The organism is Neisseria shayeganii 871, from assembly GCF_000226875.1.
GTDB classification, from domain to species: domain Bacteria; phylum Pseudomonadota; class Gammaproteobacteria; order Burkholderiales; family Neisseriaceae; genus Eikenella; species Eikenella shayeganii.
The window spans coordinates 1,067,093-1,089,891 of record NZ_JH164926.1 but is presented as its reverse complement, the minus strand read 5'-3'; the positions used below and the strand labels follow the sequence as shown (position 1 = coordinate 1,089,891).

General features: G+C 61.1%; 17 protein-coding genes and 2 pseudogenes. 5 read left to right on the top strand and 14 right to left on the bottom strand.

Annotation, left to right across the window (positions count from 1 at the left end):
• Positions 1-58 precede the first annotated feature (58 nt).
• Positions 59-1,567 carry an APC family permease gene (locus HMPREF9371_RS04970; protein ID WP_009118858.1) on the bottom strand — a complete coding sequence of 503 codons (1,509 nt, stop codon included), beginning with the start codon at positions 1,565-1,567 and terminating at the stop codon, positions 59-61.
• Positions 1,568-2,103: 536 nt separating this feature from the next.
• Here HMPREF9371_RS04970 and asd point away from each other — a divergent pair.
• From asd to HMPREF9371_RS14020, 3 genes are all read left to right on the top strand, one after another.
• Positions 2,104-3,222 carry an aspartate-semialdehyde dehydrogenase gene (asd, locus tag HMPREF9371_RS04965; protein WP_040660186.1) on the top strand — a complete coding sequence of 373 codons (1,119 nt, stop codon included), beginning with the start codon at positions 2,104-2,106 and terminating at the stop codon, positions 3,220-3,222.
• 120 nt (positions 3,223-3,342) lie between these two features.
• Entirely contained in the window at positions 3,343-5,988 is a 2,646-nt protein-coding gene (gene pepN, locus HMPREF9371_RS04960) for an aminopeptidase N (RefSeq protein WP_009118855.1), read from the top strand.
• Between the two features lie 479 nt (positions 5,989-6,467).
• Positions 6,468-6,671 carry an ATP-dependent exonuclease gene (locus HMPREF9371_RS14020; protein ID WP_415752588.1) on the top strand — a complete coding sequence of 68 codons (204 nt, stop codon included), beginning with the start codon at positions 6,468-6,470 and terminating at the stop codon, positions 6,669-6,671.
• A gap of 280 nt (positions 6,672-6,951) precedes the next feature.
• Here HMPREF9371_RS14020 and HMPREF9371_RS04955 read toward each other — a convergent pair whose 3' ends face one another.
• Genes HMPREF9371_RS04955 through HMPREF9371_RS04945 form a run of 3 tightly spaced genes read right to left on the bottom strand, consistent with a single transcriptional unit; the run spans position 6,952 to position 10,243 of the window.
• Positions 6,952-8,193, bottom strand: coding sequence for a heme biosynthesis HemY N-terminal domain-containing protein (locus tag HMPREF9371_RS04955; protein ID WP_009118854.1), 1,242 nt, complete (start codon positions 8,191-8,193; stop codon positions 6,952-6,954).
• On the bottom strand, positions 8,190-9,476 hold the full coding sequence (locus tag HMPREF9371_RS04950; protein ID WP_009118853.1) for a uroporphyrinogen-III C-methyltransferase: 1,287 nt from the start codon (positions 9,474-9,476) through the stop codon (positions 8,190-8,192). Before HMPREF9371_RS04950 ends, HMPREF9371_RS04955 begins: the two co-directional genes overlap by 4 nt.
• The gene (locus HMPREF9371_RS04945; RefSeq protein ID WP_050797909.1) at positions 9,473-10,243 is read right to left on the bottom strand and encodes a uroporphyrinogen-III synthase; all 771 of its coding nucleotides are present in this window, start codon (positions 10,241-10,243) and stop codon (positions 9,473-9,475) included. The genes HMPREF9371_RS04950 and HMPREF9371_RS04945 overlap by 4 nt, the downstream gene beginning before the upstream one ends.
• On the opposite strand from HMPREF9371_RS04945, the pseudogene HMPREF9371_RS13265 reads away from it, so the two are divergent.
• Positions 10,242-10,423 (top strand): annotated as a pseudogene (locus HMPREF9371_RS13265) (hypothetical protein). The gene HMPREF9371_RS04945 and the pseudogene HMPREF9371_RS13265 sit on opposite strands and share 2 nt — an antisense overlap.
• A 30-nt stretch (positions 10,424-10,453) precedes the next feature.
• On the opposite strand, the gene HMPREF9371_RS04940 reads toward HMPREF9371_RS13265, so the two are convergent.
• From HMPREF9371_RS04940 to HMPREF9371_RS04900, 9 genes and pseudogenes are all read right to left on the bottom strand, one after another.
• Complete coding sequence (locus HMPREF9371_RS04940; RefSeq protein WP_009118851.1) at positions 10,454-11,656, bottom strand: multidrug effflux MFS transporter; 1,203 nt, start codon at positions 11,654-11,656, stop codon at positions 10,454-10,456.
• A gap of 109 nt (positions 11,657-11,765) precedes the next feature.
• Positions 11,766-12,716 (bottom strand): annotated as a pseudogene (gene msrB, locus HMPREF9371_RS04935) (peptide-methionine (R)-S-oxide reductase MsrB); the annotation flags it as partial.
• 125 nt (positions 12,717-12,841) lie between these two features.
• Entirely contained in the window at positions 12,842-13,495 is a 654-nt protein-coding gene (locus tag HMPREF9371_RS04930) for an XAC2610-related protein (RefSeq protein WP_009118849.1), read from the bottom strand.
• 41 nt (positions 13,496-13,536) lie between these two features.
• Positions 13,537-14,178, bottom strand: coding sequence for an XAC2610-related protein (locus tag HMPREF9371_RS11025; RefSeq protein ID WP_009118848.1), 642 nt, complete (start codon positions 14,176-14,178; stop codon positions 13,537-13,539).
• Between the two features lie 171 nt (positions 14,179-14,349).
• Positions 14,350-14,937, bottom strand: coding sequence for a ricin-type beta-trefoil lectin domain protein (locus HMPREF9371_RS12745; protein ID WP_009118847.1), 588 nt, complete (start codon positions 14,935-14,937; stop codon positions 14,350-14,352).
• 41 nt (positions 14,938-14,978) lie between these two features.
• Positions 14,979-15,473 carry a GNAT family N-acetyltransferase gene (locus tag HMPREF9371_RS04915; protein ID WP_009118846.1) on the bottom strand — a complete coding sequence of 165 codons (495 nt, stop codon included), beginning with the start codon at positions 15,471-15,473 and terminating at the stop codon, positions 14,979-14,981.
• A 145-nt stretch (positions 15,474-15,618) separates the two neighbouring features.
• Entirely contained in the window at positions 15,619-16,911 is a 1,293-nt protein-coding gene (waaA, locus tag HMPREF9371_RS04910) for a lipid IV(A) 3-deoxy-D-manno-octulosonic acid transferase (RefSeq protein WP_009118844.1), read from the bottom strand.
• 44 nt (positions 16,912-16,955) lie between these two features.
• A complete protein-coding gene (locus HMPREF9371_RS04905) occupies positions 16,956-17,555 on the bottom strand; it encodes a hypothetical protein (RefSeq protein WP_009118843.1) in 600 nt (199 codons plus the stop codon).
• Between the two features lie 232 nt (positions 17,556-17,787).
• Positions 17,788-18,504, bottom strand: a complete 717-nt coding sequence (locus HMPREF9371_RS04900; RefSeq protein WP_009118842.1) for a YidX family protein — start codon at positions 18,502-18,504, stop codon at positions 17,788-17,790.
• A gap of 208 nt (positions 18,505-18,712) precedes the next feature.
• Here HMPREF9371_RS04900 and HMPREF9371_RS13260 point away from each other — a divergent pair, with 208 nt between their 5' ends.
• Complete coding sequence (locus tag HMPREF9371_RS13260) at positions 18,713-18,838, top strand: lipoprotein signal peptidase (protein WP_083813983.1); 126 nt, start codon at positions 18,713-18,715, stop codon at positions 18,836-18,838.
• Here HMPREF9371_RS13260 and HMPREF9371_RS04895 read toward each other — a convergent pair.
• Entirely contained in the window at positions 18,835-22,719 is a 3,885-nt protein-coding gene (locus HMPREF9371_RS04895) for a translocation/assembly module TamB domain-containing protein (protein ID WP_009118841.1), read from the bottom strand. The genes HMPREF9371_RS13260 and HMPREF9371_RS04895 overlap by 4 nt on opposite strands.
• Positions 22,720-22,799: the final 80 nt, after the last annotated feature.

Genomic DNA, 22,799 nt, shown 5'->3' with positions numbered 1-22,799 from the left:
GCAAAGGTCTCAGGCTACCTGAAACTTTCAGGTAGCCTGTTTGCTTTGTGCAGCCGGATTATTGGGCGTTTTGCTTGGCTTGTGCGGCAGCCATTTCATGTTCGTTGGCCCACTCCGCTTCCATGATGCGGTCGGATTCCTCTGTGCCGTATTTGCTGCGGGCGATGGAGTAGAGGATGAAGCCGAATACCATCCAGCCGCCGAAAATCCACCATTCTTCTTTGGTCAGCGCGGCGGGGCTGAAAGGCAGGTACATATAGCCCAAGAACAGGCTCAAGCAGCAGCCGGCCGCACCGATGAAAATGCCTTTTTTGAGACGGAAGGGACGGGGCATATTGGGGGCGCGGCGGCGCAGCACCAGCAGCGACATACACACCATGAAATAAGCAATCACAATGGAGAGGCTGCCGGCATCGACAAACCACACCAGTGCTTTGCGGCCCAAGAAGGGAGCAAACAGGGTGGCCGCGCCGATCAGCAACACCGCATTGTGCGGGGTTTTGTATTTCGGATGGGTTTTCGCCAAGAAAGCGGGCAGCATTTTGGCATGCGCCATGGCATAGATGGCACGGCTGCCGCCGATGAAGAAGGCGTTCCAGCTGGTGATGATGCCGGCGACACCCGCCAGAATCATGATTTTGGCAGCCAGCGGGCTGTTGAACACCACTTCCATCGCGGTGGCGGTGGGCAAAGAGGCATCGTTCAACTGTTGCTCATTCAGGGCGATGCCCACGCCGAAGGTAATGGCGCAGTAGAAGATGGTGGCGGCAGCCACAGACAACAGCAACATTTTGCCGATGTCTTTTTGCGGCAGATTGATTTCCGCCGCCGCCTGCGGGATCACGTCAAAGCCCACAAACATAAAGGGCACAATCAGCAAGACAGCCAGCATACCGGCCATCATCGGCGAAAATGCGCTGTCTTCCACCGGGGTTTCGTTAAACAGCGGCTGCAGATTGGCTGCGTCGCCGCTGATGGGCGCGGCGATGATGAACACTAAGCCGACCAGCAAAATCAGATAGGTCACAAAGGTTTGGAAACGGGCAGCGGTTTTGATGCCGATGTAGTTGAGCCAAGTCACCACCACGGTGCCGGCCATGCCCACCAACGCCCAAGTGAAATACACATCGCCGCCGCGGATGCCGGCCACGAGGTCTTCCGTGTTTTGCTCTTGGCCCATCAGGTTCCACAGGTAGCCCACTTGGTAACCGGGAATCAGGTTGTCGAGCACCGTAGGCAGGGCAACGGCTTCGAAGGCCACCACCGATACATAGCCCAAAATCATGGCCCAAGTGCACAGAAAAGATGCGGCATGGCCCATGGCGCGGTAGCTGAATACGTGCTCGCCGCCTTCATAGGGCATGGCGGAACAGAGTTCTGCGTAACACAGGCCGATGACCATGATGATGCCTGCGCCCAGCGCCAAGGCCAGCGGCGCACCGATGCTGCCGGCTTCCTGCACCCAGCCGCCGGACAGAACAATCCAGCCCCAGCCGATCATGGCGCCGAAGGCCAGCATGAACGCCTCTTTTTTGCCAAGAACTTTGGCTAAATGATGGTTACTCATTTTTCAATCCTCAAATTGTAAACTTGCCGGGCGGTGCCACCGCTGCCCGGTGCAGCCCGCTCGATGCCCCTGCCGGCCGTTGGAGTGAGGCGGCAGGGGATAAACAGGCTTTTACCCTGCTTTCCGCGGTTTGTAAATCTTCATTAGCATATTTTTAGAAAAAATATCAATGCAAGCATTTGAAAATCAGAAGGTTTATTTCGCATAGTGGAATCTTCGGTGCTGCGGGCGAAATTTTCTCACTATAAAATCATAAATATCAGTTACTTATTATTTTTAGCCACTTAGTCGGCAAATTGCGCTCCGTTTCGGCGGAGAAAATACTTTACTTTTGTGCGGCGCAGCGTTAAAACGGAACCGGTTTTTAGGGCGTCCTCTGCGGCCTGCCGGAGAGTGGCTTTTGCCCTCAAGAGACGGCAAACCGTTGATATAAGGAAAGCGGCCGCCGAGGCAGGCGCCCGAGTACGGGCGGCAGACGGCTTTCAGGTAGCCTGAGGCCGGCAAGAAAGATGATTGATTTAGGAGCACAACACAGTATGAAAAAAGTAGGCTTTATCGGCTGGCGCGGCATGGTCGGCTCGGTTTTGATGCAGCGCATGCGCGAAGAAAACGACTTCGCCCACATTCCCGAAGCGTATTTCTTCACCACTTCCAACCCCGGCGGCGCGGCGCCCGACTTCGGTCAGGCGGCGAAAACCCTGCTGGATGCCAACAACCTTGCCCAGTTGGCCGAGATGGACATCATCGTGACCTGCCAGGGCGGCGATTACACCAAATCGGTGTTCCAGCCCCTGCGCGAGAGCGGCTGGCACGGCTATTGGATTGACGCGGCTTCCATCCTGCGCATGGATGCCGAGTCCATCATTGTGCTCGATCCGGTCAACCGCGGCGTGATCGATGCCGGCCTGCAAAACGGCGTGAAAAACTACATCGGCGGCAACTGCACCGTTTCGCTGATGCTGATGGCCTTGGGCGGCCTCTTTCAAAACGGTTTGGTGGAGTGGGCCTCCAGCATGACTTACCAGGCCGCTTCCGGCGCCGGCGCCAAAAATATGCGCGAGCTGATCAGCGGCATGGGCGCCATCCGCGACCAAGTACACAGCGAATTGGCCGATCCGGCCAGCGCGATTTTGGACATCGACCGCAAAGTGTCCGACTTTCTGCGCAGCGACGCCTATCCGAAAGAAAACTTCGGCGTGCCGCTGGCCGGCAGCCTGATTCCGTGGATCGATGCCGACTTGGGCAACGGCCAGTCGAAAGAAGAGTGGAAGGGCGGCGTGGAAACCAACAAAATCCTCGGCCAGGCCGACGGCGTGGTGGTGGAAGGCCTGTGCGTGCGCATCGGCGCCATGCGCTGCCACAGCCAAGCGTTGACCCTGAAGCTGAAACAGGATTTGCCGCTGGCCGAAATCGAAAACCTGCTCGCCGGCGCCAACGATTGGGTGAAAGTGGTGCCCAATACCAAGGAAGCCAGCATGCGCGAGCTCACCCCCGCCGCGGTGACCGGCACGCTAACCACTCCGGTCGGCCGCGTCCGCAAGCTGGCCATGGGCGGCGAATACATCAGCGCCTTCACCGTGGGCGACCAGCTGCTGTGGGGTGCCGCCGAGCCGCTGCGCCGCATGTTGCGCATCGTGTTGGGCAATCTGGATTGATCGGGCACCCATCGCAAAGAGGCTACCTGAAAGGCTTTCAGGTAGCCTGTTGCCTTATTTCATGCCCCGCTGAAAGCCGCTAGAATGCGGCTTTTGTTTTTTTGATGAAAGTAGCCCGCCGTGCCGCAAACCGTCCACTATCTGAAAGATTACCGAGCGCCCGCGCACCAAGTGCCGCAACTGGATTTGGCGTTCGATATTTTCGACAGCCACACCGATGTCACCGCCTGCTTACACATCGAGCCGCAGCAGGGGCGGGCCGACTTGGTGCTGCAGGGGTCGGCCGAGCTGCTTTCGCTGCGTCTCAACGGCGAGCCGCTGGCCGAGGGTCGCTATACGCTGGACGGCGAAACGCTGACCCTGCTCGACGCGCCGGCCGAACCGTTTGTGCTGGAAGTGCGCACCCGCCTGTATCCGCAGGATAATAAAACGCTGATGGGGCTGTACGCCAGCGGCGGCAACCTCTATACCCAGTGCGAGCCGGAAGGCTTCCGCAAAATCACCTTCCATCCCGACCGCCCCGATGTGATGGGCCGCTTCACCACCACCCTGAGCGCCGACGCCGCCCGCTATCCCGTGCTGCTGTCCAACGGCAATAAGACAGACGGCGGCCTGCTCGAAAACGGCCGCCATTGGGCGAAATGGGCCGACCCATTTGCCAAGCCCAGCTACCTGTTTGCGCTGGTGGCCGGCGATTTGCAGTGCACGCGCGACACTTTCACCACCCTGAGCGGGCGCGAAGTGGCGATTGAGTTTTACACCCGTGCCGAAGACGCCGACAAGGTGGATTTCGCCGTGCAGTCGCTCAAACACGCGATGGCGTGGGACGAAACGCGCTTCGGCCTGGAATACGATTTGGACATCTATATGGTGGTGGCCGTCGGCGACTTTAATATGGGCGCGATGGAAAACAAGGGCTTGAACATTTTCAACACCAAATACGTGCTGGCCGACAGCCGCACCGCCACCGACGCCGATTTTGCCGGCGTGGAAAGCGTGATCGCCCACGAATATTTCCACAATTGGACGGGCAACCGCGTGACCTGCCGCGACTGGTTTCAGCTCTCGCTGAAAGAAGGGCTGACCGTGTTCCGCGATCAGGAATTTTCCGCCGACCGCGCCGGCGCGCTTACCCGCATCGAAAACGTGTCGCTGCTGCGCCAACACCAGTTTCCCGAAGACGCCGGCCCCACCGCCCATCCGGTGCGCCCCGCCAGCTATGTGGAAATGAACAATTTCTACACCATGACCGTGTATGAAAAAGGCGCCGAAGTGGTGCGCATGTACCACAGCTTTCTGGGCGAAGCAGGCTTCCAACGCGGGATGCGGCGGTATTTTGAACGCCACGACGGCCAAGCCGTAACCTGCGACGATTTCCGCGCCGCCATGGCCGATGCCAACGGCCGCGATTTCGGGCAGTTCGCCCTGTGGTACAGCCAGGCCGGCACGCCCGTGCTGCAGGCGTCAGGCTACCTGAAAGACAACGGCGACTATGTGCTGACCGTCAAACAAAGCATTCCGCCCACGCCCGACATGGCCGACAAACAGCCGATGATGATGCCGCTGAAAGTGGCCTTGTTCAGCGCGGAAAACGACACTCTGGGCGAGCAAACCGAATTCAGGCTACCTGAAAGCAGCGAAGCCTGCCGCGAGGCCGTGCTGGTGTTGCATCAAGCCGAGCAGGAATTTGTCTTGCAGGGCGTGGGCCGGGCCGTGGTGCCTTCCCTGCTGCGCGGCTTTTCCGCTCCCGTGCAGCTGGACTACCCTTACAGCGATGCCGATTTGAGCCTGCTCTTGGCTTACGACAGCGATGCGTTCGCCCGCTGGGAAGCCGGCCAAACCCTGTACCGCCGTGCGGTGGCCGCCAACGAAGCGGCGCTGCTTTCAGGTAGCCCGCTGCCGGCGCACGAAGTGCTGATGCAGGCCTTGGCAGAAGTGTTGGCGGCCGATTTGGCGGCCGGCTTCCGCGCCCTGCTGTTGCAGGTGCCGCCCGAAGCCGAATTGTGGGCGGAGCGCGAAAACATCGATCCCCTGCTGGTACACCGCGCCCGCGAAGCGCTGTTGGACGCGCTGGCCGTGCGTTTCCTGCCGCAGCTTCACGCGCTGGAGCAAGAAGCGGCGCAGCAGGAAGCGCAGGCCGATGCAGCGGTGCGCTACGAATACATGCCCGAGCTGGCGACTTGGCGCAGCCTGCGCAACGTCTGCCGCGCCTTGATTCTGCGGGCCGAGCCGCAACACATCGACACCGTGGCCGAACGCTACGCCGAACTGGCCGGCAATATGACCCACGAATGGGGGCTGTTGAGCGCGGCCAACCACCATCCCGGCCCGCAACGCGATGCGCTGTTGAACCGCTTTGCCGAAAAATTCAGCGATCAGGCGCTGGTGATGGACAAATACTTCACCCTGATTGCCGCCAGCCGCCGCGCCGATACGCCGGCACAGGTGCGGGCCGCCCTGCAGCATCCGCAGTTCAGCCTGGAAAATCCAAACAAAGCGCGCGCCCTGCTCGGCGCATTCAGCCGCAACGTGCCGCATTTCCATGCCGCAGACGGCTCGGGCTATGCCTTTATTGCGGAACAGGTGCGCCGAATCGACGCCTTCAACCCGCAAGTGGCCGCCCGTTTGGTGCAGGCATTCAATCTGTGCCGCCGCCTTGAAGCCGGGCGCCAAAACCTGATGCGCCAAGAGTTGCAGGCGCTGGCGCAAGCGCCCGATTTGTCGAAAGACACGCGCGAAATCGTTGAGAAAATTCTGGCCGCATGAGCCGCAAGTGCGAAACAGGCTACCTGAATTTATAGGCCCCCAAAAAGTTGGACAGCCAAACAACTTTGAGGGGGCATTTTCCGTGACCAAAAATACGCGGACACTTTCAAGTTCAAGGTCATCCGCTTTTACTTGGCCGATGATGATCTCAGAAGCCCGGATACGCTTTGCAAGCTTCATCACATTTTGGTAAGCAAATGAGTGGGAGCTAAGGTTTTGCACGGCAAGCAAAGCACTCAAGGCTCCAGCACAAAGCCGCCTTTATGAATACATTGTGGACACTATCACGACAGGATCAAACCCAAATTAAAAGGCCTGAAGCCCGTGTGATACAGGATTCAGGCCTTGAAGGCGGTAAAATAAACTGTCCAGCTTTATGGTTTCAGTTCACGTTTTCAGGTAGTCCTTAGTGTAGCAATTCATTGTATTGTTGGCGGTATTGAAGAGATGTACCGCATATCATATAGAGCATAATAAACATCTCGAGACCTCTGCAAAACCCCCATCTGCGGCGCATTTCTGCGTTGTGCGCTGCTCGCTCGCTTGCCTATCTATCTGATATGTCTGTCCCACGGGGATTCCTGACGTTCACGTTCGCTGTGCTGCTACGCCTTGAACTGCATCCACATCTGGGGGTTTTGCAAAGGTCTCATCCCGCTTTTCACCTCACTAACACCAAGTAAGCCTTAAAGCCTGGGGCTATACGCCCCAAAGCATGGATGCAGAACGCAGAAATACGCCACAGATAAAGGTTTATAAAGTTCTCAGTCCATCTTCTGCCATTATTGGGCGCTGGTTGGCAACAAGTCAGGAGATGCAACGTGGCTAAATATCCAGCTGCATCTATCCGTGAGTGCTCACTGTATGCCGGGATGCTTTAACTATAGGCTATAAACGGAAGTCGATAAATAACCATATGATTGAGTGAATAATTATCTATTTTCCCGAGTATCGGGTTGCCGGCTAAATGGCAACGCGCTCTGGAGCGACTGTGGCGGTTTCGTCTTCGTCCGGTGTGATTTCGGCCAAAACGAGTTTGCGTTGTGCCTCCGCTTGTTGGGGCTGGCCCATTTCGTCGAACACTTTGGCCAACACCAAACGCGCCTGCGGGGTGGCTTGGGCATTGAGGCTGGCCTCCAGGTAGCTTTGTGCTTTGCCCCACAGTTTTTTGGCATAGGCCATTTGGCCGAGATTAAACAGCAGATGGGCGTTATCCGGGGTTTGGGTGAGCCAGGATTCGGCGGTATCCATCACTTTTTGCTGCTCTTTTTCGCTTAAATAGCGGGCTGCTTCAATCATATGCGGAAGCAGTTGGTTGTTGTGGGTTTCGGGGTAATGGTGTTTGACCCATTTGACGGCACGGGGGTATTGGCCGGTTTGTACGAATTTGGCGGCAATGTCGGCGCATAAGTCGCCACGCTTGAGGTCTTCGGGGATGCGGGCCAGACAGGCTTTCATGGCAGGGTAGTCTTGTGCCAGCGCCAACAGTTCGCGGTAGGCCCATTCGCGGTATTGGGCGGCTTCTGCGCTGTTGAGGGCAGCGGCTTTTTCCAGTTTGGCCACGCGGTCGAGTACTTCCAGCGGATTGTTTTGTTCGAACATGTAGCGCAGTTGAAGGCGTACCAAGCGGGTCAGTTTGGGGTTGACGGCCGCAGCGGCGTTTAAGGCGGCTTCGGCGGCGGGGTAGTCGCGGCGGTTGAGTGCGGATTCGGCCAACAGCAGATGACGCGAGAGTTGGTTTTTGTCGGGCAGCCCGGCAATGTCTTTCAGGTAGCCTTCGCGTTTCTCTTCGTCGCCGGCCTGATCGGCACTGTGGGCGGCCAGCATCAAGGCCAGTACGCGGTTGTCGCCGGCTTGTTTGTTGTCGAGCACTTTGGCCGCTTCGCGTTCGGCTTGTTGGAATTTGCCTTCGAAAAAGGCCAAGCCGGCTTTGTTCAGCGACTCGGCGGCATGGCGGGCGCTGCGCTTGCTGCCGAAGCGGCGCAGGCGGCCGGGTACGGCGGTGACGCCGTCAATCAGGCGCAGCAGCAGATAGAGCACGGCAACGGAAACAATCAGGGCGCCGACAAACAGATGCAGCGACATGGCGACCATGGTTTGGGTTTGGTCAATCACCAGATACACATTGCCGCTATAGGTTTGCGCAGCCAAAACCAAGCCGACGGCCGCAGCGAACAGCACGATGATCCAAATCAGGCCTTTCATGATTTCACCCCTCCCTGAACGGCGGAAGCGGCATCAGCAGGCGCGGCGGCCGGTGTTTGCGGTGCGGTATTGGGCGTGGTTTCGGTGGCAGCCGGCGCCGAAGCGGCGGCCGGTGCCGAAGCCGTTGATGCGGCAGTATCGGAGGCGGCGGCTTCAGGCAGTTCGGGCAACACCAAACCCTCGCTGCCGCGTTGCTTGCGGTAATCATCTACTGCTTTTAGGCTGGCGGCCAGCAGATTGGCCGAATTGCCGCTGCCGGTTTGCAGGGTTTTTAGGCCTTCGATTTCACGCAGCCAAGCCTGCACGGCGGGAGCGGAAACGTCGAAGTATTGCTTAACGGCTTGTTCGGCGGCCGCCAAGTCGCTTTGATAGGTTTCGCTTTGGTGCTGCATGAGGGAGACGCGCGCGCTCAAGAGGCGCAGACGCAAATTCTCACGCACGTAGAAAACCTGCTCCGGAGACATCAGCATCACATCGGGGTTGTCGAGATGGCGCACTTCCACCATGCTTTTGAGGCCGTTGACGGTGCGCGTCCAGGCATTCTGCCACCAAGAGGCGTTGCTGTCGGCCGCGGTTTGCGGGGCGGCTTGGGGCGGACGCAGCGTGCTGTCGAGCATCAGCGGCAGGCCGCCGACAGCAGCTTCCAAGCGGTTTAGGCGCAATGCGCCACTGGAAACATCCAGATAAGGGCGCTGTTTCAAGGCGGCCAGGTCGGCGCTGACGGCTTGCTTCAAAGAGAGCAGCTGCGGCTGCTCGAAGCGGGCCAAACGGCTGTCGATGCTTTCCAAGGCGGCAACGGCGGCCGGCACGTTGTCGGCAATCGCCAGTTGTTGGGCGGCCAAATTCAGGCTGAATTCGGCTTCGTCCACCAGCCAGTCGCTGCGGCTTTTCAGCAGCTCTTGTAACACACGGCCGTTGCGTTCGGCATCGCCCTGTTGGCGACGCAGCTCCGCTTGCAGCTGCATCAGGGCGCTGTCGCTGCTTTGCTGTTTGCGCACGGCATCGGCCAAGAGGGCGGCGTTTTTGGATTCGCCCAACGCGGCTTCGCCGATTTTTTGTTCGAACTGCATCTGTTGGCGGGCCAAAACGTCTTGGCCCTGCACAAACAGAAAGCCGGCCGCACCTAAGCCGAGGAGGGAGAGCAGCAGGGCCAACGCGGCCATGCCTTTGCCGCCGGATTGTTTGACCACCACCGGCGCAGCTTGCGGGGCAGGCGCAGTGGCGGCCGGCGGCAGGGCCGGTTGGGGGGTGGGCTGCACGGTTTCGTTTTCAGGCTGGCTCATGCGGTTCCTTTCTCAATATTCTGACGGGCGCAGGCGGGGGCTTCCATTTGTTGTTCGGAAAGAGCGGCCAAGGCGGCGCTGAGTTCCGAGGGAGAGGCCAATAATTGTATGCGCTGTGCGCCGTGTTGGCGCAGCGCGGCTGCGATGCGCGGATGATGGGTGAAGTATAACAAGGTTTTCAACGCCTGGGCGAGATTCGGCGGGGCTTGGCCGAACAGCAGGCCGACCAGTTCGGCCGAGGTGACCCACGCCGCATCGGGCGGATTGTCGGCAGAAAACGGCCACGGCGGAGCAGCGGGCAGACGGCGGTAGATGTCGGCACAGGCTACCTGAAAACCCCGGGCGGTGAGTTGTTGGCGCAACCAGTCGCGTCCGCCGCTGCCGCGCACCAGCAGGATCTTGGCCTGTGGCGGCAGCTGTCGCCACAGGGGCAGGGCGAGCACGGCTTCGCTGTCATTGCCTTGCGGCGGGGCGGCAATGCCGCTGAGGCCGGCGCGGTTCAAAGCGGCGGCGGTGCCGGCGCCGACCGCTACGTGGAGTGCGCGGCCGGGTGCGGGCAGGGCGCCGGCGGCGGTTTCTACGGCGGTGGGGCTGACCCAGAACACGGCGTCGGCATCGGCGATGCGTGCCGGTAAAGCAGTCAGTGCGACGGCATCGGCTTCGATGCGGATCAGCGGCAGCGGCAGCGGCTGCCAGCCGGCGGCCAGACAGACCGCGGCATCTTCGCGCAGGCGGTTTTCGGGGCGGACAATCAATAAGGCAGGCATGGAGAAGGGTGATAAAAAGTTTTCAGGTAGCCCGAGAGACCTTGGCAAGCTGAGACCTTTGCAAAACCCCCATCTGCGGCGCATTTCTGCGTTGTGCGCTGCTCGTTCGCTTGCCTATCGTGTGATATGTCTGCGCTCGCTGCGCGGCCATCTTTAAGCTGCATCATCGCAAGGCGGTGAAGGTCTCCGCTTTGTCAGCATGGCCTCAGGCTACCTGAAAGCCTGTTTGGAGAAGCCGAACAACAACACCATGCCGCATAAGGTGGCCGATAACATCATCAGCGGCATGGTCTCGGCGCTGCCGTCGTGCAGGCGGGTGGTGATGAAGCCCGCGCTGGCGGCGATGAGGGCTTGGCTGGAAAGCAGGACGCCGTTGGCGCTGCCGCCTTCCTGTTGGAAGTGCTGCATAAAGCAGGCCTGAGTATTGGCGGTTACCAAGCCTTGCGAACCTACCGATAACATCACCAAGCCCACAAAAAGCGCCACCGGAGGCAGGGCAGACAATTGGGTGAGCACCACCAAGGCGGTGTTGGCCGCAAACTGCACCCCGATGCCGATGAGCAAAATCCGCGCCGGCTCGCTGCCGCGGCGCAGACGCAAGGCAGTCAGGCGGTTGAAGGCGGTCATGGTGATGATGTTGAGGGCGAAAACCAGCGCATAAATGCCTTTTCCCATGCCGTAGAGCGTCATATACACATAGGGCGACTCGGTGAGAAACGCAAACATGGAGGAAAAGCTGAACGCTTGGAAAAACAGAAAGCCCAAGGCTTCGGGGGTGCCGAACACGCGGCGGTAGCGTCCGGCGATGACGGCGGTTGGTGAGCCGGCCGGCGGCGAGGCCGGCTTGACGGCAGGCAGGAAGCGCCATTGCAGCCACCACACCGAAGCGGCATACAGCAACAGAAAAACGAATACCGCCCGCCAGCCGCCGATTTGCAGCATCAGCCAGCCGATAATCGGCGCCAACAGCGGCGCGGCCATCATGATCACGCCGATCAGGGCAAACATTTGCGCCGCCTGCCGTCCTTCATACAGGTCGCGCACCACCGCGCCGCTGATCACCGCCACCATGCCGGCGCCGAAGGCTTGCGCCAGCCGCAACAGCAGGAATTGTTCCAAGCTGCCCAACAATGCCAAACCCAAGGAAGCGAGGCAATACAGCAAGAGGCCGCTGAGCGCCACCGTCCGCCGGCCGGACCAGTCCGACCAAGCGCCACCGATCAGCACGCCCAAGGATTGCCCGACCAGAAACAGGCTTAAATTGGTTTGGATATCGGCTTCGCCCACCGATAGGGTGGCGGCCATTTCGGTTACCGCCGGCAGGTAGGCATCGATGGAAAACGGCATGATGGCGCTCATGGCGGCCAGCAGCAGGGCCATGCGGCGGTCGGACAGTGTTTGTGTGGGTGTCATGGAACGGAAAACGGCGGGTAGGGGAAGCCGGCTGGTCAAGCAGGGCGCGGGCAGGAAGGCAGCATGGGAAACGGGGCGGCGGACGGCGCCCCGGCTGGAGGGTGGTTATTTAGTCGGAGGCGTTTGGGCCGCCGCCGACGTCAAAACAGGCTTTCAGGTAGCCCAAGCCTGCTGCTTCCAAGTCGGCAAGCGGGATGAAGCGCAGGCTGGCGCCGTTGATGCAGTAGCGCAGGCCGCCTTGTTCGGCCGGGCCGTCGGGGAAAACGTGGCCGAGGTGGGAGCCGGCTTCTCGGCTGCGCACTTCGATGCGCTGCATGCCGTGGGAGTGGTCGGGCAGTTCGTCCAGCGCGTTCTCGCCGATGGGGCGGCTGAAGCTGGGCCAACCGCAGCCGGCATCGAATTTGTCGGTGGAAAGAAACAACGGGGTGCCGTCCACGATGTCCACATACACGCCGGGTGAAAATTCGCGTTCGTAAGGATGGGAAAACGGCCGTTCGGTGGCGCTGTTTTGGGTGACTTCGAAAGACAGGGGGCTCAGGCTGTCGAGCAGCTCGGGCTGTTTTTCTGCCGCACTTAAGGGAACGCTGGCGGCGGCGAGATTGATGTGGCAATAGCCGTGCGGATGTTTGCCCAGATAGTCCTGATGGTGGTCTTCGGCGGGGAAAAATTGGCGCAGCGGCTCCAAGGCTACCTGTAAAGGCCGGCGGTAGTGTCGTTGCAGCCGTTGCAGGGCGGCTTCGGCAACGGGGCGGTCGGCCTCGTCGGTGTAGTAGATGCCAGTGCGGTATTGTTCGCCGACGTCGTTGCCTTGGCGGTTGAGGCTGGTGGGGTCGATCAGGCGGAAGTAGTGGGCGAGCAGGTGGGGCAGGGGCAGCCGCGAGTCGTCGTATTGCAGGCGGACGGTTTCGGCGTGGCCGCTGTTTTCGCGGCATACCTGCTCGTAGCTGGGGTGTTCGGTGCGGCCGTTGGCATAGCCGGAAACGGCGGATACGATGCCTTCGATGCGGCGGAAATAGGCTTCCACGCCCCAAAAGCAGCCGCCGGCCAGATAGATGTCTCGGATCATGATGTGTGTGGTGAGGTGAATAGGTGTTTCAGCTAGCCTGAAGCCTTTGCCGCCGCGCCTTGAACGGCATTTGTATGGAAGCGTTTGGCAAAGGTTTCAGGTTCTGTTTGTTTTAATGATCAGGGTTTGCGCACGTAGCGGGAGCTGTCTTCCCAACGGCCTTTGACCAGTTTTTCTTCGGTAACCAGGATGGTGTCTTCGGAGCGGAAGCCGTCCCACGTGCTGCGGCCGACTTCTTGCCAGCCTTCGTCGGGGAAGATTTTCCATTCTTCGAAGGTGCGGAAGCAGCAACCGGTTTGGGCGGTGGTGATCAAAATCTGGCGGCGGGTGTCCACTTCAAACAGGCCCACGCCGTACAGCGCCAGTTCGCTGAGGTCTTCGTCGAAAGTGAAATGGCCGCCCGGCCGCTGGGTGTAGATGTCGTAGCTGGCGCTGCGGTTGAGGCTGTTGTTGCCGTTGCGCACGGCGGCATCGATTTGGCCGTCGAAGTTGAAATCTTTCATCACCAGCAGCGATTGGCTGTTTTCAGCGCTCAGGACGGTACCGGCCGCCGGCAGGTTGTCGGTATTGAGCAGCAGGTGTTTGGAGTCGATGCGTTGGCGGAAGCCGTCTTTATGCAGAATGATGTGGCCGTTGCCTCTGCAGACTCTTTGGTCGCAGCGGTCGATGGTGACACTGGCCTTCCAGCCGGTAGGCAGGCCGGAGAGCTCGAAACTGCGGCCGTAGGCTTGGAGGGTGAGGAAAAAAGAGGCGATCAGGATCAGTGTTTTCATGGCGGTTTCACACAAGTTTGCAGACTGGAAAAGTAAGTGTGTTACTTATTTTGTTGTGGTTTTTGTAGGGTGCGGGTTTGCCAGCGGCCGTTTTCCCATATTTCTTCGGTGATCTCAAGTTGGCCCGGCGTGGTGGTGTCGTGCGTGGTGCGGCGGATATTGTGCAGTTTGCCGTCGGGCAGAACCGCCCATTCTTCCTGCAGATGCACGCAGCAGCCGACGCGGGCGGTGGTGGTCAGCACTTTGCGCGCGGCATCGGTTTGGAACAGCCCCATGCCGAGCAGGGTTAAATCGCTGAAGTCTTGGCTGAACAAAAAGCGCTTGGCGGTGTTTTGCAGATACACGTCGTAGCCGGGGCTGAGGTAGAGCCCCTTATTGCCGTTTTGCACCGCCACGTCGGCAAGGCCGTCGAAATTGAAATCGCCGATGGCCAGCGGGCTGTGCAGATAGGGCAGGCGGCTGCCGTCTGCCGGCGGGGCAAAGCCGGCATCCGCAGACTCGAACTGCTGCCGGAAACCGTTGCCGCTTAAGCGGATGACGGCTGGGCCGTTGCAGGCTGTTGCGGTGCAGTTTTCAACGCTTATTTCGGCCCGCCAACCGTGCGGCAGATCGGCCACGACAAACTCTTTGCCGTAGCTGGCTGCGGATAAGGCGAGCAGGGAAACAAACAGTCGGGTTTTCATGTCGGCATCCGGAAACAGGCCGCTAGGAAGCGGATTTAAACATATTTTGCAACGATTTACAAAGCATCTGTGGCCGGACGGCGGCGGCCGGACAGGGGGCGGATAAGGGGAGGGCGGCGCAAACTGCCGCGGATAGGGCGTTTCTGTTGCCTGCGGCTGGGGCAAAGATTGTTAATACGGGTGGCGGCCGAAGACAAATCGTTGGCTGTGGCTGCCGTTGCAGGGCGATAAGACCAGCGGGCCGCCGGGCTGGAGGTTGTCGAGGCAGAGTGGTGAGGCGCGGCTGCGGATGCTGTGGCCGTCGCTGTGCCATTGTTGGCTCGGGCTGTGGCGGCAGGGTGAGGTAACGGCGCGGATGCCGGCTTGCAGCAGGCTGTGTTCGGTATCCACGCACAGGCCGGCGGCGCTGCGCAGGAGAAAGCCGTCGAAGGTAAAGCGTTGACTGTGGCGGCCGTGGCAGGGCGCTGTGTTCAGGTAGCCCGGATGGGCGGCATCGAGGCAGCCGCCGTCGGCGGCGCTGCGCAGGGTGGTATGGCTGGGGAGGGTGTGCGGATAGGCGGCATCGGGATAGAGGCCGCGCTCGCCGTAGATGACGGTGGTGCCGGGCGGGGCGTGGATGTGGACGGTTTTGTGTACGGTGTGGCGCGATTCCACCGGCAGATTGAGGTTGAGATAGCGTCCGTCCGGGGTGTCGAGATAGGTACAACCGGCAGTGAGCAGCAGTAAGCAGGCGGCGGGGAAGGAGGGGCGGAGGTTCATGGCAGGCTACCTGAAAACGGGATGCCGGCGCAGCGCCGGGTTTATAAACAGTCGGCCAGGAATTTACGCATCAGGCGGCATTCGATGCCGACTTCGGGGTTGAGCGGCAGCACGGCTTCGCCCAATACGCTGTAGCCGTTGAGCAGATAAAAGGGCTCGGAATTGAGCGAGGCGTAGAGCTTGAGCATGCCCAAGCCGGCTTCGTGGGCCAGCGATTCGGCGCGGCCGAGCAAGGCGGTGCCCAAACCTTGGTTGTGCACGAAGGGGTGCACATACAGGGCGTCGAGCTGGGCTTCTTGCAGGTTGAGCTGGAAAAAGCCCTGGATATGGCCTTTGTATTCGATCACCCACAGGGTTTTCCATTGGTCGTGCAGGGTGTCGAGGTAGCTGTCGGGGGAGAGCAGTTGCAGCCAGGCCTGCAGCACCGTGTCGTCATAGGCGCGGGCGCAGGTGTAGCGCACGGCGTATTGGTGTGCGTTGTAGATGTGTTCGCAATCTTGCGCTTGGGCGGGGCGCAGAAGGGTAATCAGGCTCATGGCGGCGGGGCGGAGTGGGGAAAGGCCTTGATTTTACTGAATCGGCAAGGGCGGCGCAAACCCAGCTGCCGGATGGTCGGAGGCTACCTGAACAGGAGAGGCTGCCCGGCCAGGAATGCCTGCTTGAGGGGATATGGTTTCCTTTTCAGGTAGCCTGACGGTTAGCGGCACAGGCGGGCAGGGCGGCGGCGATGGCTTCGGCCATGCGGCGGCTGGCGCCTTGGTGGGCTTGGATGAAACCGGCGGCTTGGGCGGCATAGCGTTGCCGTTCGGCAGGATCGGCCAGCCAGCGGCAGACGGCGGCATACCAGTCGGCCGGGGTGGCGACTTGAAGGGCGGCGCCGGCGGCCACTGCGCCGGCGCAGGCGGCGGCAAAGTTGTAAGTGGAGTAGCCGAATAGGGCGGGTTTGCCACAGGCAATCGGCTCGATGATGTTTTGGCAGCCGGTATCCACCAAGCTGCCGCCGACAAACGCCATATCGGCGGCCAGATAATAGGCGAACAGTTCGCCCATGCTGTCGCCGATCCAGACTTGGGTGTCTGCCGCCACGGCGGTTTCGTCGCTGCGTTTTTGGGCGCGCAGGCCCAAGGCTTGCGCGGTGTCGAAGGCGTTTTGGAAACGCTCGGGGTGGCGCGGCACGATCACCAGCAGGGCGTCGCCCCGATAGGCCCGCCATTGTTGCAGCAGCAGCTCGGCTTCGTCCTGGCCTTGGTGTTCGCGGGTGCTGGCGCACACCACCACCGGCCGCGGGCCGATGCGCTGGCGGAATTGCGCGGCCAAAGCGTGCATGGCTGCGGGCGGAGCGAGGTCGTATTTGCTGTTGCCGCACACTAGGGGTGTGGCGGCGCCGAGCTCGGCCAAACGGCGGGCATCGGCTTCGCTTTGCGCCAGCACGCGGCAAAAGCCCTGCATGGCGGGGCGGAACAGGCCGGGCCAGCGCCGGTAGCCGCGGGCGGATTTTTCCGACAGACGGGCGTTGGCCAAAAACAGTGGCAGGTCGGTTTGGCGGCAGGCGTGGATGAGGTTCGGCCAGATTTCGGTTTCCATCAAAATGCCGAAGCGCGGACGGTGTTGGGCGAGGAAGGCGGCCGTCCATGCGGGATGGTCGTAGGGCAGATAGCGGCACTGCGCCTGAGGAAACAACTGCTCGGCGGCGGCGCGGCCGGTGGGGGTCATTTGGGTGAGCAGCAGCGGGGCATCGGGAAAGTGCCGCTGCAATTCGGCCACTAAGGGCTGGGCGGCGCGGGTTTCGCCCACGGAAACGGCGTGAATCCAGATGGCGTTTTGCAAGGGATCGGCCGGCGGCTCACCGAATCGCTCACCTTGGTGCAGCAGATAATCGGGCGAGCGGCGGCTGCGCTTTCGGAGCAGGTGGCGCGCCAGCGGCCGGCCGAAGGCGCGGGTAAGCAGGCGGTAGAGGCAAAACAGCGGGGTCATGGCTTCAGGTAGCCTTGGAAGAGGTTGAACCGGCGCTTGGCCATCTATTCTTCTGTACAGGCATTGCTGCCCATCGGTTGGTCGCCGTCGGCATACAGCGTGATATTGGCCGGTTTGACGGTGGCCACATAAGCGGTCTGCCCGGAAGCATCGGTGATGCCGCGGTAGATATAGGGCGTATCTCCTTCGCAGACCAAGAGTGCGTAGTGAAAATCTTTCATCGGCCCCTCGTCGTCGCGAACCACCATTTGTTCGCCCAAGGGGCCGCTGCCGGTGCGCGGACGCAAATTCCACCCTGCGGCAGGCACCGGTTTGCCAAAGGCAAAGACGGCGGTGCGGCCTTGGGCATCGGTGGTGCCTTGGAATACTTTTTTCGGCTCGGCCACAAAGCTCAAATCCACACTGCTGTGGCTTAGGGCGTAGTCCTGATTGGCCAGCGGCGTGCCGTTTTGGGGGTGCCGCAATATCATGCGGTAGCGGTGCGGGCCTTGGCCGTAGGTTTTGGCTTGGGCGAAGTCGCGCGTGAAGGAAAAACTGCCTTTGGGTTCTTCTGCGCTTTGCCGGGTGGCCGGCGCCGCTAGGGCGGGGCAAGTTGCGGCCGCCAGCAGCAGGGCGCAACAGGCGGATAGGCTAGGTATATTCATGGTATCGGTTCCATAGACAAAAACAGTTTGAGACCTTTGCTCCCATCTGCGGCGTATTTTTGCGTTGTGTGCAGGTCTCGGTTTAGGGATGGGCATCATCGGCGTATTCAGGCCGCTGCAAAACTTCGGACGGCAAGCGGTTCACGCTTGCCAAGCCAAGGTGCAAGAAGATGATGAGCGGCTTCTAAAGCGGGCACAGAGCCGGCCGCTTGCCGGGAAGCCCTTCCTGCCATCAAGGTTTGTATATGCCTATCAGCAAGGCCTGTATCGGAAAGGTTACGATGTCGGCGGCCAGCGCCAGCGGCATGAGCAGGGCAGCTGTGGCGATTTTGCTGCCGTGGGCAGGCTCTTGCACCGTGAGCTTGACCGGAATCGGCGTTTCAAAGCGGTATTGGTAGACCATGTTTTCCGGTTTGGCATAAACCTGCCCGTTGACGGTCATGCACAAAAAGCGGCGGCCGTCGGCGGCTTTGCGAAATTGCAGCGCATCCAGTTTTTGCTGTTCTCGGGCGCGTTCTGCGGCGCTCAAGCGGGTGTTTTCAGCGTAGTTCAAACAGAAGTTGCTGCTAAAGGTATTGTCGCTGCGCTGGTAGCGTACGGGAAAAGCGCCACCGGCCTCTGGTTTTAAGCCTTGTTCGTACACCACAAAGGCTTGGGACAGTTTTACGTTGAGAATATTTTGCAATTTGCTGTTGTCGGCACTTTGGCGGCCCGGGATGTCGAAATACGAAGAGGTGATGACGTAGATGTATTTGTCGCCCAGCATTACCAACTCGTTTTTTGGCATGGTCTGGCTGTCGGCTTTAGTGCGGCCGAATGCGGTGATGGCGTCGGTTTGGTGGCTGGTTTTATACGACGGGCCGTTGATATGGTCGTAGACCGCAAGGGTATTGCAAGCGTTTAAAGGCAGTGCGGCAACCAATACGGAGATGAGATAAGGTGTTTTCATCCGGTTTTCCTTTGCTTTCTAGAGCAGTGAATGAACGCTCGGTTTGCGGTTTTTAACATTTTGTTCCCGCTAAGTCGAGCCGCAACAGCGGTTTGTGGTGTGAATGCGGCCGCAAGTGGAAACACAGGCAAATCCGGGCGATCGTGCCGGGGCTAAGTTATAAGGTTCGGGCTACCTGAAAGCCTGAGACCTTTGCAACCCCCCCCATCTGCGGCGCATTTCTGCCTTGTGCGCCGCCCGCCCGCGTGGCCTGGTTCATCATATGTCTGCGCTCGCTGTGCTGCTACGCCTTGAACTGCCTCCACATCTGGGGGCAAAGGTTTCAGCCGTTTAGTCGAAGCGGATGGTGTAGCGCGCTTCGCCGCCGACGGAATCGGTGCCGACGCGGGCGATGGCTTGCAGCGAGGCGTTGACCTGCCAAATCAGCTTCACGGCCTGGTTGGCGCTGGTGACGCTGTATTCGTAGCCCAGATACAGCTCGTTGGTGAGCCGTTTGCCGAAGGTGATGATTTGTTCGGCGGGGTTGAGCTCGCCGGTTTGCGTGTTGCGCGTGCGGCGGGTGGTCATGCCGAAGTCGTCAACCAGGCCGAGTTTGTCGTTCACATTGCCGGCCAGGAAAGCGCCGGCGGCGGCGGCCACGGCGGCTTCGTCGCTCTCGTTGCCGCTGCTGGCGCGGCCGAGAATCAGCCAGGTGAGTTTGTCTTTGTCGCTCATCGGCTCGTTGGCAATCAGGCTCACGCGCGGATTGCTCAAATTGCCCAACACTTCCACGCCGGCGCCCACGGGCGAGAGTTTGCGCACCGCACGCAGGTTGAGGTTGGGGTCGGACAGCGGGCCGACAAAGGAAATGGTGCCTTTTTCGATCACCAGATCCTGGCCGTAGGCCTTGTATTGGCCGCGCACGATGTTGACGCTGCCGACGGCGCGCAGGTCTTCCCGCGGCTGGGCGGTGACGGTGAGTTTGCCGCCCAGCATCACGTCCAGCCCTTCGCCGCTGAAACGGAAGTTGTCGTTCAGGTCGAGCTCCAAATTGAGCGCAATGGGTGTGGGGGCGGCGGCCTGTTCGGGTTTGTCTTCGCCCAATACCACCACGTCGTCGTCCAGGCCGGGCATGCCGGATTTTTGGAAACCGAAGTGGCCGCTGTCGGCTTTTAAGGTGCCGCTCAGGGCGATGCCGCGCTGTGGGGTGTAGAGCAGGGCGGCGTCGCCGCTGAGGGTGAGCTTGCGGTTGGGTGTGTCGAGAATCTGGTAGCGGTTGAACAGGGCGGTAACGTCCACATCGGGCGTGGTGCCGGTGAGGTTGACGCGGCCTTTGAGTTCGACGCTGCCGTCTTTGCGTTTGAAGGCCAGCGAGTCGATCAGCCAGTCGCGCCCTTGGAAGCGCGAGTTCAGGCTGCCGTTGTCGAGGATGACGCCGGTGTTGCGGTCGCGGTAGTAGAGGTTGCTGCCTTTGGCGGTGCCGTTGAGGTGCGGCTCGCCCACGGTGCCGCTGACGGTGGTGTCGATGTTGAGGCGGCCTTTGGCGCTCATGCCGGCGGGCATCAGGTAGCGCAGGTTGTCGAGATCGGGCACGTCGATTTTCAGGTAGCCGCTGATGGGGGCGGCCACGATGCTGCTGCCGAAGGTTTGGCTGATGGCCACGGCGGCATCCACATTGCCGTAGCGGGTTTGCCCGGTGAGACGGTTGTCGATGCGGCCGCTGTGGAAGCGGGTGTCGAGCACGATGTTTTGCAGGCCGAGCGCTTGTTGGCGGTAGGCGATGACGGCGTCGCCCGACTGCTGGCGCAGTTTCAGGTAGCCGGTGGCGTTTTGGCCGTAGTTGATGTCCCAGTCGCCGCCGATGACCAGATTTTGTTTGAAGGCGGGCGGCTGTTGGCTGTTGTTGGCGGTTTGCAGCAGGTTGTCGAGTTCTTCCAGATGCAGGCCGCTGGCACTGCCTTTGGTGGTGATGCCGCGGCGGGCTTCCCAGACGAAGTTTTGCAGGTTGAGGCTGCCGCGCATGGCGGCCCAGCGGGCGTTGGTCATCTGCACGCGCTCGGCGCCGGCTTCGAGCTGGATGGGGTTGAGCAGCTTGAGGTTGAAGGCGCCGCCGATATCGAGCTGGCCGACGCGGCCGCGCCATTGGTGCTGGTCGTTCAGGCCGCCGGCGGCGGCAAGGTTGAGGCGGTAGGGTTTGCCGTCGAGCAGCAGGCTGGCGTTGCCGCCGAGGGTGTGTTGGCGGCCGGTGCCGTCGGCTTTGAGATCGACGAGGTCGATTTGGGTGCTGCCGATTTGGATTTGGCGGCCGTCGAGTTGGATGTTGAGCGGTTTGGCCAGATCGGGCGAGCCTTTGAGATTGAAATCGAGGCGGCGGATGCGCACGGCGTCGCGCACGGCCAGGCCGTCGGCGTGGCCGCGCAGGTCGGCGGTGAGCTGGCTGGGTTCGCCGGCCAGTATGCCTTGTGCTTTCAGGTAGCCTGCCAGGCCGAAGCCGAACAGGTCGAGATTGGGGGCGTCGATGTCGAGGTTGAGTTTGTCGCCGGCTTTGCCGAAGCTGCCTTTGGCTTGGATGCGGTTGCGGCCGAGGGTGAGGTTGATGTCGGCTTGGGGCAGGTGGCCGTCGCGGTAGGCCAGCTCGGCTTTGCCGCCCAGCGGGGCGCCGGAGAGGCGGCTGTCGCGCCAAACCATGTTGAGTTTGAGGTCGCTGCCGTCGGCCAGGGTGCCGCTTAAGTCGATGTTGCCGTTCACGCTGCCGGCGGGTAGATCGGCCATCACGGCGGCGGGGTTGAAGGCGCGTGAGGCTACCTGAAGCGTGATCGGCTGTTGTTGGAACAGGCCGATATCGGCTTCGGCGGTGAGTTCGCCGCCGTTGGCCGGGGCGATACGCACGTTTTCGAAGCGCAGCGAGCGCTGGCGGTTTTCGCGGTCGGTGAGCAGGCGGAACAGGCCGCTGGTGGCGGTTTGGCGGTCGCGCAGTTCCCAGCGGGCTTCGGGGTTGTCGAAGCTGCCGCGGGCGGTGATGGTGCCGTCGATGAGAAAGGGCAGCTGCTGCTGCACCACGTCGTGCACTTTGAACTGCTCCACGGCGGCGGTGAGGTTGAGGGCGTCGTTTTCGGCGGCGGTATCTAGGGTGCCGTTGAGGATGAGGCGGCCTTTGGCGGCCAGCAGAGCGGCTACGTTGTGCAGCTGCAGTTTGCCGTCGGTGCCGATGTGGAGGTCGCCGTTGAGGCTCTCTACAGGAATGCCGTTTTGGTCGAAACCGGCCGGGCTGTGGTTGCGGAATTCGATGACGCCGCTGAGGGTGTCGGCTTGGGCGGCCGGTTCGACGGCCAGATTGAACACCAGCTCGGCTTCGGGCAGGCCGTCGTCGAAATCGGCGGGGTTGAGGTGGCGGCCTTCGAGGTTGAGGCTGACGATTTTGCGGTTCAGCTGCGGTTCGAAGGGGCGCAGGCCGCCGCGCAGCACGAAGTGGGCGGCGCTGTCGCCGCTGCCATTAAGTTGCACGTGCACATCGGGCTCGGCCAGGCTGCCGCTCAGGGAGGCGGCGCTGGTGGCGGCTTCGCCCTGTAAGTCGCCCTGGCCTTCGATGCTGGCTTCTAAAGCGAAGGGAGAGGCGGTGGCGATGGCGGCCTGGCCTTTGAATTCGTGCCACGGTGTGCGCAAAGCCTCGATGTTCAGGCGGTGCTCTTGGTGGTCGTAGCGGTAGCTGAGGACGGAGGGCAGCAGCACGGTGTTGTCTGGGGTGCCGCTGCTGATGCGGCCCACTTCCAGCGCGTCAATTTGTACGCCGAGGGGCAGGCTGATGCTTTGCGGCAGTTGCGGCGGCGGGCTTTCTTCGCGCGGGGGCACCGGTTTGCCGGCAATGTGGATGTCGCCGGCGGCCAGTTTGCGGATGTGCAGCTGCCGCTGCCAGAGCGCTTGCGGCTGCCAGTCTAGGCTGAGGCGGCTGATGTCCACATCGGCGCCTTCGGTGGCTACCTGAATCCCCTGGCCCTCAAAGCCGCGCCACAAGGTGCCTTGCAGCTGCTGGATGCGGATGTCCACGCCAAACCATGAGGGAATGCGGGTGAGGCCGAAGCGCAGGCCGGATTCAGTGCCGCCCAGCCAGACCAGCAGGCCGGCGGTCAGCATCAACAGCAGCAGGACGGCGGCGGCCAGCCGTTTCCACCACGAACGGCGTTTCGGGGCGGGCGGCGGGGTTGGGGTGTCGGCGGTGAGGACGGCGGTATCGGACATGGTGCGGTGTGTGGTGGGTTCGGGTGGGTTTCAGGTAGCCTGACTACGGTGCGCCAGGCTACCTGAACAGGCCGGTGGAT

Excerpts from the sequence above, each read along its gene's own strand:
- HMPREF9371_RS04970 (WP_009118858.1), bottom strand. The coding sequence starts at position 1,567 with ATGAGTAACCATCATTTAGCCAAAGTTCTTGGCAAAAAAGAGGCGTTC.
- asd (WP_040660186.1), top strand. The coding sequence starts at position 2,104 with ATGAAAAAAGTAGGCTTTATCGGCTGGCGCGGCATGGTCGGCTCGGTT.
- HMPREF9371_RS04955 (WP_009118854.1), bottom strand. The coding sequence starts at position 8,193 with ATGAAAGGCCTGATTTGGATCATCGTGCTGTTCGCTGCGGCCGTCGGC.
- HMPREF9371_RS04950 (WP_009118853.1), bottom strand. The coding sequence starts at position 9,476 with ATGAGCCAGCCTGAAAACGAAACCGTGCAGCCCACCCCCCAACCGGCC.
- HMPREF9371_RS04945 (WP_050797909.1), bottom strand. The coding sequence starts at position 10,243 with ATGCCTGCCTTATTGATTGTCCGCCCCGAAAACCGCCTGCGCGAAGAT.
- HMPREF9371_RS04940 (WP_009118851.1), bottom strand. The coding sequence starts at position 11,656 with ATGACACCCACACAAACACTGTCCGACCGCCGCATGGCCCTGCTGCTG.
- HMPREF9371_RS04930 (WP_009118849.1), bottom strand. The coding sequence starts at position 13,495 with ATGAAAACACTGATCCTGATCGCCTCTTTTTTCCTCACCCTCCAAGCC.
- HMPREF9371_RS11025 (WP_009118848.1), bottom strand. The coding sequence starts at position 14,178 with ATGAAAACCCGACTGTTTGTTTCCCTGCTCGCCTTATCCGCAGCCAGC.
- HMPREF9371_RS12745 (WP_009118847.1), bottom strand. The coding sequence starts at position 14,937 with ATGAACCTCCGCCCCTCCTTCCCCGCCGCCTGCTTACTGCTGCTCACT.
- HMPREF9371_RS04915 (WP_009118846.1), bottom strand. The coding sequence starts at position 15,473 with ATGAGCCTGATTACCCTTCTGCGCCCCGCCCAAGCGCAAGATTGCGAA.
- waaA (WP_009118844.1), bottom strand. The coding sequence starts at position 16,911 with ATGACCCCGCTGTTTTGCCTCTACCGCCTGCTTACCCGCGCCTTCGGC.
- HMPREF9371_RS04905 (WP_009118843.1), bottom strand. The coding sequence starts at position 17,555 with ATGAATATACCTAGCCTATCCGCCTGTTGCGCCCTGCTGCTGGCGGCC.
- HMPREF9371_RS04900 (WP_009118842.1), bottom strand. The coding sequence starts at position 18,504 with ATGAAAACACCTTATCTCATCTCCGTATTGGTTGCCGCACTGCCTTTA.
- HMPREF9371_RS04895 (WP_009118841.1), bottom strand. The coding sequence starts at position 22,719 with ATGTCCGATACCGCCGTCCTCACCGCCGACACCCCAACCCCGCCGCCC.